Raw genomic sequence first — 20,012 nt, forward strand, 5'->3', positions numbered from 1 at the left:
TACTCCTGTGTCCTAAATTAATCTAACGAAAGCCACTTCTTCATATTCTCACCCAATGCAGTCATGCTATTGACGGCAGAAGGGAAAAATGAGTTTTCAAACTGACTGCTGTTACGGGAACGGCAGACCAGTGTGCTGAAGTTACCAATCAGGCGCTGATGATATTTAGCGCATGCTGGATAATCCAGTGTTTCGGTCATCGCTGCTGTTGATAAATAATCTGCTAACACCGCAGCCTGCTCTGGTTTATCTTTCCAATTCTCATAAAGCCAAACATAAAGCTCTGGATGGAAATTTGCCATAACACCGCTATATGCCTGACATCCTGCTTGGAATGAAGCTAATAGCGTTTGACTGTTGGCGTTTGCAAGATGCAAGCGAGTTCCTTTTGATAATGCCAAACGGCGCTCTATCATTGGTAGAGAACAACACGTATCTTTGATGAAAGTAAAGCGATCACTTTGTGCACACCACTCTACAATCTCTTCAGATAACAAGCGTTTGTAAGGATGAGGACATTCATAAATGCCCAAATCAATCTCTTTTGGTACCACATTGGTTAAGACTTGCAGTGTTTCCAGCGCTTTATCATCAGACTCACCAATAAGCGCTAAGCGATTACTGATCATAATGACGCCATCAACACCTGTACCTGCCATTGCCTGCAATTGTTCTTTTTGCTGGCTTAATGCGGTTGCAGTATGGCCAGAAGCCACTACAGGTACTCTTCCATCTGCTTTTTCAACGATAAAGCGGGTAAGTGCTTGAGTTTCCTCATCACTTAAATAAAACATTTCGCTTGATTGGCAGGCAGCAAAGAGTCCATGTACACCAGAATCGATATACCAGTCTACAAGGCGCTCTAATGACGCCCAATCAATCTCCCCTTTGGCATCAAAGGGAGTTAACATAACAGGCCAAACACCGACGTATTTTTGCTGGCTCATCATCAATTCCTTACAGTAAGTTAATGGCATCGCCTGCCACTTTCACTTGGATACCTTGAGTCAATGCTTGAGCAACGAATGCTTTAAGCACAAACGCCAATTTATCTTCATCAACATAAGCCACGGTAATGTGGTTACTTTGATGCCCCGCCATAAGGTCATCACGTGTTACGCCATCTAACGTACAGTTCAGTAATGGCCATTCGTAGTTAGTTGCTCTACGACGACGTTCAAATTCTGCTTCAGGTAATTCCACCGCTACGCCAGTACCAATATGCATAATTACATCAGTACCTTCATAGTGTGCACGCGCCCATAACAAACGCCCTGCTTTACCTTGACCTGCGATAGTTGAACCCCCTTTAGGGAAGAACATCGGAGGCTGACGATAACCTGTCGCACCTTTTAAGCCGCCTTTGAGGTGTTCAAAAGGAACCGATCCTGAAATTTCCATATCCCAGTAGAACGTGCCTTCATACTCACTACCCCAACGAATATCATGCAATGTGGTTTCAGCCGGTAATCCTAATGAGGTTAATAAACGCCATAACATCGTTTGAGGAATAGCCGTACCCATATCCACTTCGTTGATACAAGGAATTGGCGTATTAGGGCAGATAATCTCGCCGTTTTCATCTGGTAGTGGGAAACGCGCGGTTGAACCAATCGCACCTTCAGCAAAGTCAGACGCTGGGCAACAATCTTTTAAGCCCTGCTGATATTGCACACCCACCGCAGTTAAACCAAAACGTTTGACGAAACGCGCCATTGCAATCATCATGGCGCACTGCTCCATCACCTGTTCACGAGTGAGTTCAGTTTTGTCATCTTGACCAAACATAAACGTCATCCCGTTATCTTCGTACCACTGTAAACATGCCTCTCTTAATTCTGTCGGCACTTTCGCCATTTCGACCAATAACGCAGATTGAGAAAGGGATTCAATTGGCATACCAATATTGATCATCGCCTGTTGTGGGAAGACCCCGTTAATCATTCCCATACAGAATGTATCGAACAAACCAATTATTTCTTTATTTTTAATTATATATTCGCCGACTTTACGACCCACTTCGCCAGCTTCTGTCGCCATTACCCTGTGTGTTGGCGCAATATCTGTAAGATAGCTAAGCTTATGATTTACATAACCATATTTTAACCAAGTCGCTAAGCCATCTACAAAAAATTCATCATCAAATTCTTCTGACCATAAACGTGAATAATTTTTACCTAAACTGGTCATCGTGCCCGCTAAACACAACATTCCTACCAAACCCGGCCATGTACCATCAAAGTTAGCCAGCAGTAAAATAGGACCACGATGGTGTGCTAATGAAGAGGCAATATGGTGTGAATATTGCCATGCAGTTAATAACACGATAACCGGCGCATCAGGATCGATAGCGGCAAACATGTCGCAACCTTCACGCTGACTACTGATAAAACCATGACCGCGAGCTTCATTAATTTCATGAGCACGCTTCATTTTGTAACCTTGAGCTTCTAATGCTGCAGCCAATTTATCTTCAAATTTTTTCTGTACAGGCCAGCATGTTACGTTTGCAGGCTCACGTAAGTCTGCGTTGGTGACCATCAGGATCTCTTTCTGACCTGCTGTGATGGTTGTTGGTAATTTTGGTAGATTTAAGTTCAACATAAGATATCCCTGGTGAGGTAAACTTGGTTCATAATCGGAAAAATTAGAGGTCAACAATCTGACATCATTTCGTTATAACGCTGCTGATCTTGATACATCTGCAAATAAACTTGATATTTAGCTTGATGGAAAGCAAACGTGTCGCTATCTGGTGTGATAATGCTGCCTTCTCGTACCATTGCGCTGGCAGCTTTTGAGAAATCATCAAAGGCTTTACACGCGACAGCACCGAGTAACGCAGCCCCTAAATTCACCGCATCTTCTTCTTGTGCTAAATGAATTTCGCGACCTGTCGCATTGGCGTATTCGCGTAGCCACAATGGATTTTTCGTTGCTCCACCGCACATCACAATGCGATTGATTTGATGTCCAGCATCTTCAAGTGTGTCGATAATATGGCGTGTGCCATAAGCAATAGATTGCAGTGTTGCAAGATAATAACGAGCCAATGCAACACGACCACTTTCCAGTGTTAATCCGCTTACCATACCTTTTGCAGCAGGATTGGCGCGCGGAGAACGATTGCCATGATGGTCAGCTAAAACATGAAACTGTGTCGTTGGATATTGTTCATTCTCTTCCAATTCAGCGACAGCTTCGTTTAATAAGGCATAGTAGTTAACGCCTTTTTCATTCGCTTCTTGCTCTAATTCAGCCCATGACTCATGACGGCGGACAGACCATTCAACTAACGCACCAGCGGCACTTTGACCACCTTCGTTTAGCCACAATTCGGGTAACATCGCGCCAAAGTAAGGTCCCCAAACACCGGGCACCATAATGGGATATTGGCTCACAATCATATGGCAGTTAGATGTACCACTGATAATTGCCAAACTCCCTTCAGGTTGTGATGCCGTTAATGCCAAGCCACCCGCATGTGCGTCAATAATGCCTGAAGCAACAATGACACCTGTGTGCAAGCCAAACGCATTGGCAACCGACTCATCTAAACAACCTGCTTGTTCACCCAATGCCAGAATGGTTTGTGGTACTTTTTCTAATAATTCATCCAAACCTACATCGGCTAACAAACTCTCACTGAATTGTCCCTGATGTGCTAAATAGTTCCATTTACAGGTTAATGTGCAGGTACTTGCTACATCTCCTGATGTTGCTTTCCAAACTAAAAAGTCTGCTAAATCAAAGAATCGCCATACATTTTGATAACGTTCTGGGTAATGGTTTTTCAACCACAGAATTTTTGGCAATTCCATTTCAATACTCACTTCACCACCAACATATCGCAGTGAAGGATCATTGGTCAGATTGATGGTGACCGTTTCTTGTACAGCTCGGTGATCCATCCACATGATGATATCTTGTTCAGCGTTACCGCTTGGTGAAACAGAAAGCCCTTTACCGTCCTTACCCACTGCAACTAAAGAACAAGTGGCATCAAAACCAATAGATTTCACATGGATAGGATCAATAGCAGATAACGCCACCGCTTCTTTTACGGTAGTGCAAACCTGCTGCCAAATATCGGTAGACGATTGCTCAACGAAATCCGTTTTTGGACGGAATTGAGCAATAGGGCGGACAGAAAAGCCCAAACGCTTTCCATTGCTATCAAATACCGCTGCACGGACACTGGCTGAGCCAACATCAACGCCAATAAAATATTGTTGTTCCATGCGAACCCTCATCATTTGCTAACGCTATGCTAATTTTTGCTACTTCGAGTTAGCAAGTTAATTCGAGCATGACGAAAAAACAATCACAATAAGAGTAGTTTGTGATGCAGATCTACATAGATAATTTAACTATATGATTTTATGGGTAATTTATTTATTTGGCTTTATGCATTATTTAGATGACGTACTGAATCGATTATGTTCGCTATAAAACTAACGAACATTTAATTAATAATGTAAGTAAAAACACTTAAAATAATATTAACGCCTCAACAATACCCTCTCTTCTATTAAAAGATATCTCACTAATAATGAAAGATATTATTCAAAAAATAATGAAATCTGGGAAAACAATAATATTCCTATTGCTATAACGCTCTATTACTTTATTTTTAATAAGTTAATTTAAATTTATATATTCATTTTTGGCGTGTTTGATCATGTTAAAAAATATTGCTGTCAGTCTCTCTCTACTGCTTTTTCAGCGACATTAGCAGAAAAAGAATTACATCAAAAAATACTTAAAAGTCTTGCTGTTTATTAATTAGATAACAGATTGAATAAGTTTTTTAGAATAATCATGCGTAACATTACCTAGATTATTTACCTCACATAATTCAATTTTCTTACCTTGTAAAAAGAACATCACTTTATCGCAGAAATAAGCCACCGTTTGAATATCATGACTAATAAAAAGATAAGAGAGTGAAAATTCTTCTTTTAACTGTTTTAATAAATCTAATATTTGAACTTGAGTGGGAATATCTAAAGAGCTAAGCGCTTCATCTAATACAATAAGTTTTGGATAAGACGCTAATGCACGACATAAACATACCCGCTGAGCCTGACCACCAGACAGTTCAAATATATAACGGGTATAGCAACTGTTAGGTAATTCTACTTTATCTAAAAAAGCAAAAATAAGTGTTCTGAGTGCTTGATGGCGAATACTTGGATTAATGATTTTAATCGGCTCAGCAATAATTTCGCCTACCGTTAATGTCGGATTAACAGAAGTCAGATAATCTTGAAAAACGATACTGATTATACCTTGGCGATGAAGTCGTTTTGTAACGGGCTTATTATTTAAAGAGATAACACCACTATCAGGTAATTCTAATCCACAAATTAAACGAGCTAAGGTACTTTTACCACTACCACTTTCCCCTACTAAACCAAAAGTTTCTTGGGTATTTATATTAAAAGAAAGCGCATCAATAACCTTCACTTTTTCACCGAATAAAGTGTTATTTCTTTGAGTATAAAACTTACTGATATTCTCAACGTTTAATAACATAGCATCTCTTTTATTATGATGATATTAATCTGTTTTTTTATTAATCAATTGCTCGAAACGTAATGAAAGCTGTCGGCGTGCATTAATTAAATAACGCGTATATTCCTGTGTTGGAGATGTCAAAACGGTTGCTTTATCACCACATTCAACCATTTTTCCCTCTTGCATCACGACAATATCATCAGCAATTTCATTAACGAGTCCTAAGTCATGGGAAATAAAAATCAGCGTTGAATGATGAGTGGTGACGACATGCTGGAGTAGCTTTAAAATCTCTCGACGAAGAGGTGCATCAAGCGCCGTTGTGGGTTCATCAGCAATTAATAGTTTAGGTGACAACGCGAGCGCAATTGCAATCATCACACGTTGTAGTTGTCCGCCACTTAATTGATGAGGGAATGCCTGCATAATAGATTGAAATTGATGAGGAAAAACATGAGATAATGCCAACTGAGTTTCTTCCAGCGCTTGCTTTTTAGTATAGGAAAAATGGTAGATTAAAGTTTGGCTGATTTGCTTACCTATTTTCATCAAAGGATCAAACGCACTCATGCCATTTTGAACAATCAAACCTAAAGATGTTCCCAATAAAGCTCGACGTTGAGAAAATGCCTCATCACTGATTTTCTTTCCTTCAAAGAGGATCTCCCCTGATACTACTAATTGTTCAGGCAGTAATCCCATAATGGCTTTACTCATCAAGCTTTTGCCACTTCCACTTTCTCCAATAATCGCGAATGTACGCCCTTGCTTTATCGAGAAAGAGACATCATCAATCAGCTTTTTTCCGCTTTCTTGATGAGTAATAGAAACATGCTCAAGCGTCAGTAAGTTGTTCATGCTTTTCTCCTACTGACTGGCGATTATCAGGATCAAACACATCACGTAAAAAATCACCCCAAAAGTTAAAGGCGGTGACAACAAGAGTGATAGCAATCCCCGCAGGCAACATCTGTTCTGGATGTAATACCATGACATTTTTTGCTTCACTGAGCATATTTCCCCATTCTGGGGTCGGTGGTTGTACGCCTAACCCTAAAAAAGAGAGCGCCGAGATCATTAAAATAACACTGCCAATATCGGTTGATGCTAAGACGATAGTTTCAGCAAACGTCACAGGTAATAAGTGGCGTCGTAAAATATGGTGAGAAGGCGCACCAATCACGCGGGCGTAAGCAATATAGTTACGATGTGAATATTGGCGAACAACCCCCCTGATCATTCTGGCATACCATGCCCATTTCACTAAAATAACGGCAATTAAGATATTACCAATGCCCGGCCCCATTATTCCCACTAACGCTAAGATCATAATTTCTGCAGGAAATGACAAAACCACATCACATAATCGCATAATCAAGGTATCTGTCTTTCCATGGAAAAATCCGGCTAACATCCCCATTAACCAACCAATGATTAATGTCACACTCATGGCTAATAAGGCATAAAATACTGTCGTTCTTACACCAAACAATAACCTTGAAAAGATACAGCGCCCTAAATTATCCGTACCTAACGGATAATCAACACTCATGGGCTTAAATTTCAAACGTATTGAAGTTAATGTGGGATCATGCGGTGCTAACCAAGGGGCGAATATTCCTGCAATAACCACAATCATAATCACCAATAAACACAGTTGTGCACTTTTATCTTTTGCGAGTCGTTGCCAAAAAATTCGCCACATTATTATCTCCTTAACCGTGGATCTGCCACCATTTGAATGACGTCCATCAGAAAATTAAAAAAGAGAAAGAGCAGTGACATCAATAAAATATAAGCTTGTATCATCGGATAATCACGACCAAATATGGCGCTGATACATAGTCGCCCAATTCCCGGCCATGCAAAAATATTTTCAATGACCACTGTACCTGCAATAAGCTTCGGAATACTCATACCCAATGCCGTTAAACTAGAATACAGCGAATTTCGTAAAATATGGCGACGTAAAATCAGCTTATCCGGTAATCCTCGTGCTTTGGCATAAAAGACGTAAGGCTGATGCCATTGGTTTAACATCGCACCTCTTAATAACCGTAAATAAGTACCGATATACCCTAAAGAAAGCGCCAAAGCAGGCAAAATAACAGATTGTGGCGATAACATTCCACTGACAGGGAGCCAATCTAAATAAACAGCGACTCCCCAGATTAATAGCAACCCTAACCAATAATTAGGTATAGCCGTTAAAACAAACACAATGAAACGAATACACTTATCTGTAAAACTTTGAGGCTTAGCCACACACCACAATGCTAAAGGCAGTGCCAAAATAATCGTAAAGAATAGCGCCGTCGAGGCTAGCCAAAGTGTTGGAGGTAATGCCCTTAACATCTCTTCAATAACAGGGGTTCTGGTAAGAAAAGAAGTACCAAAATTGAGCTGAAACCCTGCCATTAACCATAAAAAATAACGCGTAAAAAAAGGCTTATCTAAACCTAGCTCATGGCGCATGCCTTCAATGGCTTCGGGTGTTGGTACGATTTCATTGACACGTAGCGCAACCTCCGCAGGATCAGACGGGGCTAATTCCAACAGAATAAAAGCAATAAACGAAATCATCAGTGCCAGTGGGAAGATAGCCAGCACTCTCCAGAATATATAACGTAGCATAAGATTTAATCAGTGTGGCATGTTGATATTACGTGCCACACTTATTTGGGTTAATCTCATTGATGTATTAATTAAGGCTTAAAACGCATCTTTTCAAACGGTATTTCATATTGAGACGGATTAAAGCCAACATTTTCTAATTCATTGCGATGGATAGCCTTAGTACGTGAATAGGTTAATGGGATATAGACCGCTTGCTCTGCTAATGAGGTAAATAAGGTTTTATAGAGTTCCTGACGTTGTGTTTCATCAGGTGTAATTAATAGCTCACCAATCATGGCATCCAATTCGGCTTTATTGGCCAACCCTTTTTGCCCTTGATAATCCGCATGAGCCGGTATTCTAAATGATGAAACAAAAGAAGCCGGATCGTAAGGTGTTCCCCATGAGAGTGAATATTGTAAATCGAAATCACCATTTTTTTGTCTATCTAAATAGGCTTGTTTCTCTTCACCTAAAATCGTTAAACCGACACCAATCTTTTTAAAATCATCTTGAATAAGTTCAGCTATCTCTTTCTCAACCGCATTGTTCACATTATAAGAGAGCAACAGCTGTAATTTCTGACCTTGTTTCTCACGGATAGCCTGATCTTTTGGTAATACCCAGCCTTCGGCTTCTAATAGCTCAATCGCTTTTGTCGGTCGATAAACATAAGTTGGAGAAGTAAAATCACAGTAAGGCACGCTACGCGCCATTAAAGTATCAGCGACTTTTTCACTGCCCGCTAAAATACCTTGTGCTATCCCCTCTTTATCGACGGCATATTGTAATGCTTGACGAACTTTTTGGCTGGATGTTATTGCACGACTACTATTGAGCACAATCGCGCGAGACGCGATCGGTGCACTCATTTCAGTATTGAATTTATCTGATGCCATAAGAGCTTCAAATGAATCCATATCTAACATGTCGCCATCTGCACCAAAAATAAGCTGAATATCCCCTTTTTGTAGAGAAAGTAACATGGTTTGTCTATCGGGGATCACTCGCCACATTACCCCATTTAATACAGGTTTTTCTCCCCAATAATTTGGGTTAACTTTAAACTCTGCATATTGGTCTTTTTTATGTTCAGTTAATACCCAAGGCCCCGTACCAATATAGTTCGCAACACCTGTTTTTGTTTTGCCATTAATAAATGAATTTGGCGAAATAAAGCGGAATGGGCGAGTTAAACCTAATTCAGTTAATGTTGGGTAGTAAGGATGTTTTAAATTTAATTTAACGGTAAATTCATCGACAATTTCAACGTTATCAATCTGACGCACTAATTCTAACCATGCATGTCGTTCATAGTTGTCTAGCACAGCTTCAATGTTTAATTTTACCGCATTGGCATTAAACGGTTCGCCATCACTAAAGGTCACATCATGACGTAAATAAAAGGTATAACTTTTGCCGTCTGGGGAAATATCCCAACGTTCCGCTAAATAAGGTGCAACACCTTTTTCGGTATTTAATACAAGGGATTCAAATACCATATTTTGAGCCGCCATCTCACCTGAGTAGAGATGCGGGTTAATATCACGAATATCTTTTGTGCTAGCATAATCCAACATATTATTACTTTTATCTGCTAACGCAGGAAAAGCACATGTAAATGTTAATAATAGTGTTGAGAACACTGAAAATAAGGGCTTCACGTTATTCTCCTTTAATCATTTATTCTTTGTTTTTGAGCGTGGATCATAAACATTGGTGTTGAACCATAATTAATTTTTTCTTCTTCGTTCCATACAAAATCACCAATGCGAGTATCTATCATATATCGACTAAAACCGACTTCTAACAAAGTATTAATATCCCATTGAGGACGCTTTATTTGACTCAATGGAAGTTGGCGGGCAATTCGTTCCATCTCTTTGGTATCTGTATTGACGTAATGATCTTCAACTTGCTTTTCAATTGAACGCTCTCTATCTGCCACAAAACCTTGCCAATAATTCTCATCAAAGAGATGTAAATACCAATTAGCATCAAAATTAATTAAACTGCCTCCCGGTTTTAATACACGAAACCACTCCGAATACGCTTTTTGCGGCGCTTTTAAATTCCAAGTGACATTACGGCTGACAACAAGATCAAACTGCTCATTGGTAAAAGGCAGTTGATGTACATCGCCTCGAATAAATTGAATATTTACCTGATGTGTTTGTGCATTTTGTTTAGCTTCCTGCAACATGCCCTCAGTTGCATCAATTGCCGTGACATCATGACCCGATAACGCTAATAAAATGGCAAAAAAACCAGGGCCTGTCCCAATATCAAGCACCTTTAAGGTTTCGCCTTCTTTGATATGCCCCAATAACAGGTGACGCCATTTCTGTTGTTTCTCGCTCAGCAATTCCTGTTGATTAGACTCACTATAACTTTCAGCTCTGATATTCCAGTAGCGAGTTACATCATTAAGTAATTGGTTATTATTTATTTTATTTGTCATCAGAAACCTGCTGTTATATCCACATAAAAAGAGGAATAAATTCCTCTAAAAGCGAATGATTTGGCTATTTTTTAGTGTGGGTAACATACCTTGTAACCCCAAGATGCTCTATGTGCTATATCAATATTCACCAGTACTTAATCAGGAAGATCAGCCAATTTGCGATCTTCCTCTTTAACATAAATACGCATCCTAATAGGGGTGAAGATAAATAAGCAAATGGATTATTTCTCCTGTTAAAATAGAGAAATAAATTGAGCGAATTTAGAAATAAAAATAAAATTTGTCTTGTATTAAAAAAGTGGGCGCTTTAATTTCACCTTTTTTATAAAACCGTTATAGTCAATAATATTGTTATCTTAAATTTCTTTCTTTAAACGAATAAAGCCGTCACATAAGGCTCTCTAAAATATGAATCGAATCTCACGATTAACGGCTGATATTACCCGCGCCGATTTTGCCTTCACGCATCAACAGCAATTACTTCAATTGCTGACCCAACACTTTCCGACTAAGTATCATTCTCTATTTGCTACTCCAGAGAAAAAATCGGATGACGTGATTGAATGGTATTCTCCTGTTTCTGGCAACCCTGTCGCTTTAACCTCGTTACAAGACCAAGAACAACAAGAAATAAGACGCATTTTAGATGAACGCCTTAACGATATTAAAACGCAAACAGCGTTATTGGCTTCACAAAATAGAATTACGGATGAAGAGCGCCACCTTTTAGATACCGCATCAACGCTGCCTGATAGCGAAAGTGTCTATGTAATTAATGGGCAACCTGTTATTACATGGTGGCCGCGCACAACCCCATTACCACCACCTATTGCTCAAGTTACTGCGGGTGCAAGTGCCGCGGCGGCGGGTGCTGCACTCGCTGATGTGTCAGCCAAAACACGCAATCGCTGGTTACGTTGGCTATTACTCTTCTTATTCTTGCTGTTTTTAATTTTATTGGCATCTTGGCTAAAAGGGTGTTTTGATCCCAAGACCGTTCCTCCTGTTGTGGAAGAAAAACCGGCTGTTGTTATACCGCCAAAAACAGAGCCTGCCCCTGAGCCAGAGCCTGCCCCTGAACCCACTCCTGAACCTGTACCGGAGCCTATTCCTGAACCAGAGCCAGAACCAGTCCTTGCACCTGTGCCCAAGCCCATGCCTGTGAAAAAACTCACACCACTAGAAGCTTGTGTACAAGATGAATTGAAAAAAACCGGTGTGACAGAGAAAACGGCAAATGCAATTTGTGAAAATCGCTTGGCAAATAAAATTAAGCAAATGTGTCCAGCCGAACGTCCACCAGAATTAGCACCACAGGTCATTCTTATTTTTGATGCTTCTGGCTCGATGGCACTGAGCATGAATTTAACAGAAAGTGATTTAGATTATATCGCTTCAACTGGACAAATTTTCCCAGGTTATGATGCCGAGCCCCGACGGATCACGACAGCAAGAAACGCCGCAATAAAAATTATTAATAACATTCCGTCAGATATGAAAATCACTACCGTTGTAGCATCTGACTGTGGTGTTGTGAAATCAAGCCCTGCTTATGGGGGTAATGAGCGGTCAAAATTGCTTAACTACATTAAGCGTATTGAGCCAGATAGTGGCACACCATTAGCCGAGTCGATTAAACGTGCAAGTAATCTAATTAAAGACAATAATCGTGACACCATTATTGTGTTGTTATCTGACGGTTTAGAGTCTTGCGATCAAGATCCATGTTCAGCAGCCAGAACATTAAAACGTGCTCATCCTCGCGCGGTTATTAATGTTGTCGATATCTTAGGAACGGGTGCAGGTAACTGTGTGGCGAATGCAACGGGCGGTAAAGTCTTCACTGCACGTAATGCGAATGAAGTCAGTTTAATGACTCGCAAAGCGATTGAAGATTATATTCCGAAGAACTGTAAATAATGATTAATTACTATTTCTAATATTTAATTCACCCTCTTTGGTTTCACATTGAGGGTGAACTTTTTCACGTATCGCGTGTATTTTATTATTATATTGAAGTTAGCAATCGCTATCTCAATATTCCCGCTTTCACGCAAGAGAAATAAAAAAGTCTTTAATAATAAGCAGTTAATTAACCCTAAATAATCCGCTAGATAGATACCTAATTTCTGATAATATAAAATGTATATCAATTTTATATCTTTATTTTTAGCCTTAAAGCCTATTTACGGATAAGCCAACTTACCCATAGATAATCTTGCCTAGCGGAATGATCGTCGTGAATAAAGCATTCTTACGAAGTGGTAAATTAGAAAGTTACCTCCCGATGGGAGAAAATGGACAGGCTGTTTATATCTCTGCACTGCAGCTACGTGAAACTCTGCGTTTGAAAGGAAAGGCACATATTTCTCAATGCCTTGCCATTCCTCAGCCGAATGAAACTGGCGAGCGCATTGACTGGTATTCACCGATTGACGGCTCGGTTATTCCTTGGTCTGCAGCTTCCGAAGAAGAGCGTACAGCTGCTTATGCTGTGCTGAAAAAAAATCAAGATGATTTAATCGCTTTTAGTGAACAAGAGAGGCAAAAGGCTGGAAATAAAGAAAGTCAGCTTTTTGGCGCACTCCTCAGTAAAACCATCCAATTTCCTGACGAAAACCATATTTTTATTGTTGATGGCCAACCGATTATTACCTTTTGGGGATTTGTCAGCGCCAATCAACAACTAAGAGTTGATCCTGTTGCTTGCTTAAAACCCGTTGTTGCGACAATCGCACCAACATCAACAACGATCCCACCAGCGCAAGAAAAAGTCATTATCACTGAGACTAAGCGCCCTTGGTGGCGTTTCTTATGGTGGCTGTTACCTTTATTATTACTTCTACTGGCTATTTTCTTCTTAAGAGGCTGTTTCTCAGCGCCAACGTTACCTACGGTTGATATTAAAACACCCAATATTGAAGCGCCTCAACTACCCGATCCTACGCTTGAAAAGCCAAACGTTCCCACTGTGGTGACTAATGGTCATACCGTTGGTATACCAACAGGTACCGTTCACACAGGAACATTAGGCACCGTAGATGCAAATGGAAATGTGATTAATAGCACTGATGGGAACAGTGCAGTAGTTGATCCTAATACGGGGTTACCTGTGGTTGATCCTCAAATAGATAATAACCAAGGTGCTTTACCTGAAGGAGCCGCGCCCAACGATGCGCAACAATCGAATGTGCCTCCTGTTGATCCCACAACACAAAATGAGCAACCGAAAACAGATACTCCTCAAAATGCAGGGAATGAGAACAATACCGCCAACCCTCCGGTTGATCCTAATGCACCACCCGATGTCACACCACCAGCCACGGCTGATAACACAACACCACTGACTATTCCTGCAAATGCGTTAGCTAATGGCTCAACCCAATTCCTTAATGGCCAATGGAAAGCAGGTGCAGGTATTCAAGATCAAAAAACAGGTAAACCACTGAGCCTGAACTATCAATTAGATAATGGTAAAGGGCAAGTCGTCATGACACGCAGTGATGGCGTGACCTGTAAAGCCCCTGTTAACGCAGCCGTCAATCACGGTGGGCTGAATATAAATAACCAAGGTCAGGCTCTGTGTAGTGATGGCTCAAACTATTTGATGCCAAATATTATTTGCCAACCTGGAAGCCAAAATATTGCTGATTGCCAAGGGAAATATGAGAACAGTCAGCCATTCCCATTATCAATGAAGCGGGAGAATAATTAATTCATGTTAGCGCCACTGACCGATTATAAAGATAAAATCACCCTTATCCGTGACAGCAATATTCAGTTTCTGGATTTTGGTTTTACGCTACCACAGCGCAAAGAATATGGTGAGTTTGTTAAAAAAGGCGAAAACGGCCCGTTAATGCGACTCATCTATAATGAGCGAGACGATAACTATCTTTATCCAGCGCCGAAAAATCAACCACAAACACCGAGAGAAGCAGAATTTAGCTTCTCTCTTGAAGAGTCATTAAATTTACTCAATGACACTTGGTTGCCAGTGCCGTTTTTTCGCTTTAATCCGCCACGCTCATTCTCTCAAGGCCCTGATAACTGGGTGAGAATGATGTTTCACCAACTGCCAGAGCCAGATGAAGATGGGCATACACATCGCATTGTAGTGGCTTTTGATACTCGCATTGAACCCAATCGCACTAATACGGCTTATCTCGCACCAAACGAAGAAGATGTTCGTTCTGGTGTTGCTTTTGCTCTCGCCTATCTAGGTTATGAGGTGGAAAATTTCCTTGAAACACCTTGGATTGATGGTTGGTTAAAGGAAGTCTTTAGTGAAAGAGCGCTGGCTGTAACCAAAATGTACCATGATGAACTGGATGAGGCGCTGAAAGAGTTTCAACATCAGGCACATTATCTCAATTTGCTCAATATCTTAGGTGAGAAACTCCACTTACCGGAGATCAAAATTAATGAATCCAAACCGCAAGAGCCTGCCATTGAAGTTGACCTTATCCTTGATGTGGGTAACTCACGTACATGTGGGATCTTAATTGAAGATCATATCAATGATAATAAAGGGTTAACTCAACTTTATGAAATGACATTGCGTGATTTAAGCCACCCCTATCAAATCTACAACGAGCCATTTGAAAGCCGTGTTGAATTTGCGCAAGCGGAATTCGGTAAACAAGATTTTTCAGTGAATAGCGGTCGAAATAATGCCTTTATGTGGCCAACTATTGGTCGCGTTGGCCCTGAAGCTAACCGCATGGCAGCACAACGCTTAGGAACCGAAGGCTCAACAGGTATTTCAAGCCCTAAACGTTATTTATGGGATGACTCACCCTATTCTCCAGGTTGGCGCTTTAGCCGCTCTTTTGGCCAAACAGACAGAGAGCCACTGGCAACCGCTGTACCTATGACATACCTTCTAAACGATCATGGTGAACCGTTATTCCGTTTAGAGCCTGATGAGCGTATGCCTGTCTTTACGCCAAACTACACACGTAGTTCATTAATGACCATGATGTTAACCGAGGTGTTAGCACAGGCATTAACGCAAATGAACAGCCCAGCTCAACGCCTTAAAATGAGTCACGCAAGTGCACCTCGTCAATTGCGTAATATCATTTTAACAATCCCACCTGCGATGCCAAAACCAGAGCGCGCGATTTTTGAAACGTGCATGGAAAACGCATTAGGCCTCATTTGGAAAGCGATGAATTGGGACCCGACTGACGAAAAACTGCGTTTTGATGGTAAAGATGAACAATGTCGTATACCAATGCCAAACATCCATGTGAAATGGGATGAGGCCACTTGTGGTCAATTAGTTTACCTCTACAACGAAACACAAATTAAATTTGGCGAGCGTACTGAAGCCTTTTTTGCCAGCCAAGTGCGGGAAGATAACCGCGCATTAACCGGTGATAGCACGTTAAAGATTGCCTCAATTGATATTGGTGGCGGAACAACCGATCTCGTTATCACGCGCTATAAACTGGATACGGGTATCGGTAGCAACGTCAAAATTATTCCAACACAACTATTCCGCGAAGGATTCAAAATCGCGGGTGATGATATTTTATTAGATATCATCCAGATCTGTGTTTTGCCTGCATTACGCACAGCATTAACAGATGCGGGTATTTCTGATGCCGATGCCCTGATGTCTTCTCTTTTTGGTAGTGAAGGTTTAGATGCGGGTCAGCAAGTATTGCGTCAACAGCTTACCTTACAAATCTTCAATCCAATCGGATTACGTATTTTAAGCCAATACGAAAACTTCGATCCATTAGTGCCTCATGAAGGTATTAACAGCACCTTTGGCGAATTGCTAGATGTCCAACCAACAGAGCATGTGCGACGTTATATTGACGATGCCGCCAATAAAGAGTTAGGTGGCGGAGATAGCTTCTCTATCTTGAATGTGCCAGTGCAAATTAACTTTACACAACTACACGCTGAATTTATTTCAGGTGAACGTATTAACATCACCCGTAGTTTAAAAGCATTGTGTGAGGTACTTTATTACTACTCCTGTGATGTTTTACTACTCACAGGCCGCCCTTCTCGCTTACCGGGTATTCAAGCACTGTTAAAAGTATTACAGCCTGTACCACCTTCTCGTATATTGCCATTACATGGTTACAAAACGGGGGGTTGGTATCCATTCAACAAAAAAGGCCGCATTGACGATCCAAAATCAACCGCCGCGGTTGGTGCAATGTTGTGTTTAATGGCTGAGAATGCACGTTTACTCAACTTCTACTTCTCGACAGGTAATTTTAAAACTTACTCAACAGTGCGTTATTTAGGGATGTTAGATAATAACAACACGATTTCCGATAATGACGTTTATTACCGAGATATTCAGGATAAATTTGAACCTGATCCAGATACCTATTTTGAAGTCAGAGGCGGAATACGTTTAGGTTTTCGTCAATTAGATAACGCCCGTTGGCCTGCCTCGCCACTTTATACCTTACGCATTAAAAATCCGAAATTGGCACAACAATTAAGCCAAGAAGACAGCGTATTGCATATTAAGCTAGGAGAAGAGCGCGGAGCCTCTAGCCATAATAATGACAATAAATCTGAAAAATTACGGATTGAAGAAATGGAGCTTATTAATGGCAAAGGTGGCGTTAATAAAAACGGTTTAAGCTTCAAACTCAATACGTTAGCAGATAGTGGTATTGGTGAAACATCCTATTGGCTGGATAGCGGGAGTGTATTAGGTAAATGAATATGATGGATGAAAAACAGTTAACAGCCAAATGGGATGCCATTTATCAAGGTGCAGGCAAAGCCATTGATTGGGTAAGTGCTGTAAGAGGTAATGCACCTCGTTTAAATACCGAAGCCGATAGCCTTATCTATCGCCTGCGCCGTAGCCGTAATATGGCAAAAAATCTCAGCTTAGCGACCCAACGCCCAATGTCAGTGGGCTTTTTTGGTCTGTCTCAGGCAGGAAAATCGTATCTGATCTCAGCCCTTGCCGCAGGACAAGAAGGTCGTTTAAGAACCAGCATGTCAGGTAAAACACTTGATTTTATCGACCATATCAACCCACCGGGTAGCGGTAAAGAAGCCACTGGCTTAGTCACTCGCTTTAGTCGCAACGCCACAAAAGGTACACAAGCGTTTCCTGTCGAGCTACATCTTTTTAGCGAAATTGAGATCGTTAAAATTCTCGCTAATGCTTACCTGTATGACTTTAATCAGGAAAAAATTGATTTTGAATTAGATGAAGAAAAAATCTCTCGTTTAATCAATTCATTAAGCACACAACGCAGTGCGACACCTGTTGCTGGTATTACTCATGATGATGTTGTTTCATTATGGGATTACCTGCAACGCCACGCGGAAAAAAGTCAGAAGAAATTAGCAACAACCTATTGGCCTAAAGCGATTGAATTAGCGCCTTATCTCAGCATAGCCCAACGTGCTAAGTTATTTTCAGTGTTATGGGGCGACATTGCAGAACTGACATCTGCTTATCAGCGTTTTAGTACCACACTTGCCTCTTTAGGCAATGCACCTTTAGTTTTGGCTCCGCTTTCTTCTTTAGTCAAAGAACAAGACGGTGTGTTAGTACAAAACGACAGTATTATGAACGTAGATATGTTAGAGCGTCTCAATACTGCCAATGATAGTCAGATCAGCATTTGTCCTGTTCATGGTGATCGTATTGATGCCCCTGTAACCCTTTCATTAGCAGAGTTAACTGCACTCACGGTTGAATTAGTCGTCCCGTTATTAGATGCACCAAGTAAAACGCTGTTTGAGCAGGTTGAGCTACTGGATTTTCCGGGTTATCGCGGGCGTTTAGGGGTTGAAACCATGGCGGATGTGCGCCGTCAGGTTAATGATGATAGCGCAAATCCACTCGCTCAGCTTATTCTTCGGGGTAAAGTCGCCTATCTGTTTGAGCGTTATACCGATAACCAAGAGATGAATGTGCTGGTGGTATGTACCGCATCAAACAAACAATCCGATGTAAAAGAAGTGGGGGCTGTCCTCACAGAATGGATCAATAACACGCAAGGTAAAGATGCACAAACTCGTGCTAAACGCCCTTCTGGCTTGATTTGGGCGATGACCATGTTTGATATGCGTATTACCAACTCCTTAACCATGAATGAAGCGTTATTACGCCAATCATGGGGTAAAGGGGGCATGATCAAAATGGCGATGTTAGAACGCTTTGGTCAATACCCTTGGATGTCAGATTGGATGAATGGAAATGCCTTTAATAACACCTTCTTGGTGCGTAAACCGAGTATGCCTACCCCGTTTATTCAAATCAGTAATGGCAAAGAGAGTGTGCTCAATGAGGACAGCGTTTCACAATTACATCTGATGAAAAAAACCTTTGCTGAAGATGAAACTGTCCAACGTTATATTCGTGAACCAGACCAAGCATGGGATGCCATGTTGTCGCTTAACGATGGTGGTATGCAACGCCTTGCTGATTATCTTGAAACCGTTGCCTTAAAATCACTAAAACTTGAACGTATCAGTGAGCAACTGCAAGAAATTCAACGTGATTTAATCGGTCATCATCTTGAGAAATGGTATCAATCAGGTGGTGAAGAGGAATTACAGGTAAAACGTCGTAATGCCGCGACTATTTTGCGTTTTATGCAAAGCCGCCCTTATTTACAAGGTGCTTTACTAGATTACCTGTTGCCGTCTCGTAAATCTCTCTACGACCTGTATATGCAGGAAAAAGAGGTTGTCGATACCCTTTCAGACAACAAAAAAGCAACACAAGCCCCAGTTTCTGCCTTTGCTGCTATGGAACAACCGACTTTTGATCTCTTTAGCGATGCGCCAATCTCTTTGGTGCCAGAAGAAGATGAAGCCCCTAAAGGCCACGGCAATGAGGTTACCTACCCTAAAAAAGTGATGGCATTATGGATAAACCATCTGCGTAGCCTACCTGATAACAATACATTGTTAACCTATCTCGGCATCGACCAAGAAATAATGGTGCTGTTAGTTGATGAACTTATCACTGCTATTAATCGTCTTGGTGTTGAACAACGCATGTTGAAAACTCTGGCAGGGACTGAAGCCATTGCCCGCCGTGATGACTTAGCGGAACAGCAATCATCTCGTGTTTATAATGTATTGGGTGATTTTATTACTTGGTTTAATTTCAAAGATAACGGTGTTGAGAAGCCAGATAGCAAAATCAATGTAGGCCATAAAATCTTTGAAAGACCCGATAACACTAGCGTGCAATGGGGTGATGATGAGCGCTTAGTCCGCTTACCTACCAACCCAGTTAACTATACCCTTTTATTTGTGATTGATTGGCTTATCGCTTTATCGGCGGTTATTACTGAGAATGCAGGTCATTCAGCAGGAAGAGAAATCAGTGCTGAACAAAACGCACAGTTAGGCCAAATCATTCAAACCATGAAATCATCCGTCGTGGAGTCATAAT

At 41.0% G+C, this 20,012-nt stretch carries 13 protein-coding genes; 4 read left to right on the forward strand and 9 right to left on the reverse strand.

The features are described 5' to 3' along the window. Positions 1-17 precede the first annotated feature (17 nt). From DK861_RS02330 to DK861_RS02370, 9 genes are all read right to left on the reverse strand, one after another. Complete coding sequence (locus DK861_RS02330; RefSeq protein WP_109399133.1) at positions 18-947, reverse strand: dihydrodipicolinate synthase family protein; 930 nt, start codon at positions 945-947, stop codon at positions 18-20. A gap of 10 nt (positions 948-957) precedes the next feature. Beyond that, positions 958-2,604 carry a signal transduction protein gene (locus DK861_RS02335; protein WP_109399134.1) on the reverse strand — a complete coding sequence of 549 codons (1,647 nt, stop codon included), beginning with the start codon at positions 2,602-2,604 and terminating at the stop codon, positions 958-960. A gap of 50 nt (positions 2,605-2,654) precedes the next feature. Next, a complete protein-coding gene (locus tag DK861_RS02340) occupies positions 2,655-4,241 on the reverse strand; it encodes an FGGY-family carbohydrate kinase (protein WP_109399135.1) in 1,587 nt (528 codons plus the stop codon). A 544-nt stretch (positions 4,242-4,785) separates the two neighbouring features. After that, positions 4,786-5,538 carry a dipeptide/oligopeptide/nickel ABC transporter ATP-binding protein gene (locus DK861_RS02345; protein ID WP_109399136.1) on the reverse strand — a complete coding sequence of 251 codons (753 nt, stop codon included), beginning with the start codon at positions 5,536-5,538 and terminating at the stop codon, positions 4,786-4,788. Positions 5,539-5,562: 24 nt separating this feature from the next. Then, a complete protein-coding gene (locus DK861_RS02350; RefSeq protein ID WP_109399137.1) occupies positions 5,563-6,378 on the reverse strand; it encodes an ABC transporter ATP-binding protein in 816 nt (271 codons plus the stop codon). After that, the gene (gene opp1C, locus DK861_RS02355) at positions 6,356-7,225 is read right to left on the reverse strand and encodes a nickel/cobalt ABC transporter permease (RefSeq protein WP_109399138.1); all 870 of its coding nucleotides are present in this window, start codon (positions 7,223-7,225) and stop codon (positions 6,356-6,358) included. Before opp1C ends, DK861_RS02350 begins: the two co-directional genes overlap by 23 nt. A 2-nt stretch (positions 7,226-7,227) precedes the next feature. Then, entirely contained in the window at positions 7,228-8,154 is a 927-nt protein-coding gene (gene opp1B / locus DK861_RS02360; RefSeq protein ID WP_109399139.1) for a nickel/cobalt ABC transporter permease, read from the reverse strand. Positions 8,155-8,225: 71 nt separating this feature from the next. After that, on the reverse strand, positions 8,226-9,800 hold the full coding sequence (gene nikA, locus DK861_RS02365; RefSeq protein ID WP_109399140.1) for a nickel ABC transporter substrate-binding protein: 1,575 nt from the start codon (positions 9,798-9,800) through the stop codon (positions 8,226-8,228). Between the two features lie 11 nt (positions 9,801-9,811). Next, positions 9,812-10,597, reverse strand: coding sequence for a class I SAM-dependent methyltransferase (locus DK861_RS02370; protein ID WP_109399141.1), 786 nt, complete (start codon positions 10,595-10,597; stop codon positions 9,812-9,814). Between the two features lie 411 nt (positions 10,598-11,008). Here DK861_RS02370 and DK861_RS18135 point away from each other — a divergent pair, with 411 nt between their 5' ends. The 4 genes from DK861_RS18135 to DK861_RS02400 all read left to right on the forward strand — a co-directional run bounded on the left by DK861_RS18135 (position 11,009) and on the right by DK861_RS02400 (position 20,011). Next, positions 11,009-12,520, forward strand: a complete 1,512-nt coding sequence (locus DK861_RS18135) for a VWA domain-containing protein (protein ID WP_162556751.1) — start codon at positions 11,009-11,011, stop codon at positions 12,518-12,520. A gap of 310 nt (positions 12,521-12,830) precedes the next feature. Beyond that, on the forward strand, positions 12,831-14,315 hold the full coding sequence (locus DK861_RS02390) for an SrfA family protein (protein WP_202609106.1): 1,485 nt from the start codon (positions 12,831-12,833) through the stop codon (positions 14,313-14,315). Between the two features lie 3 nt (positions 14,316-14,318). Beyond that, a complete protein-coding gene (locus DK861_RS02395) occupies positions 14,319-17,303 on the forward strand; it encodes a virulence factor SrfB (RefSeq protein WP_109399143.1) in 2,985 nt (994 codons plus the stop codon). Continuing rightward, positions 17,300-20,011 carry a virulence factor SrfC family protein gene (locus DK861_RS02400; protein WP_006534513.1) on the forward strand — a complete coding sequence of 904 codons (2,712 nt, stop codon included), beginning with the start codon at positions 17,300-17,302 and terminating at the stop codon, positions 20,009-20,011. Before DK861_RS02395 ends, DK861_RS02400 begins: the two co-directional genes overlap by 4 nt. The last annotated feature ends 1 nt before the right edge of the window (position 20,012 follow it).

Source organism: Proteus sp. TJ1640 (genome assembly GCF_003144445.1).
GTDB lineage: Bacteria > Pseudomonadota > Gammaproteobacteria > Enterobacterales > Enterobacteriaceae > Proteus > Proteus penneri.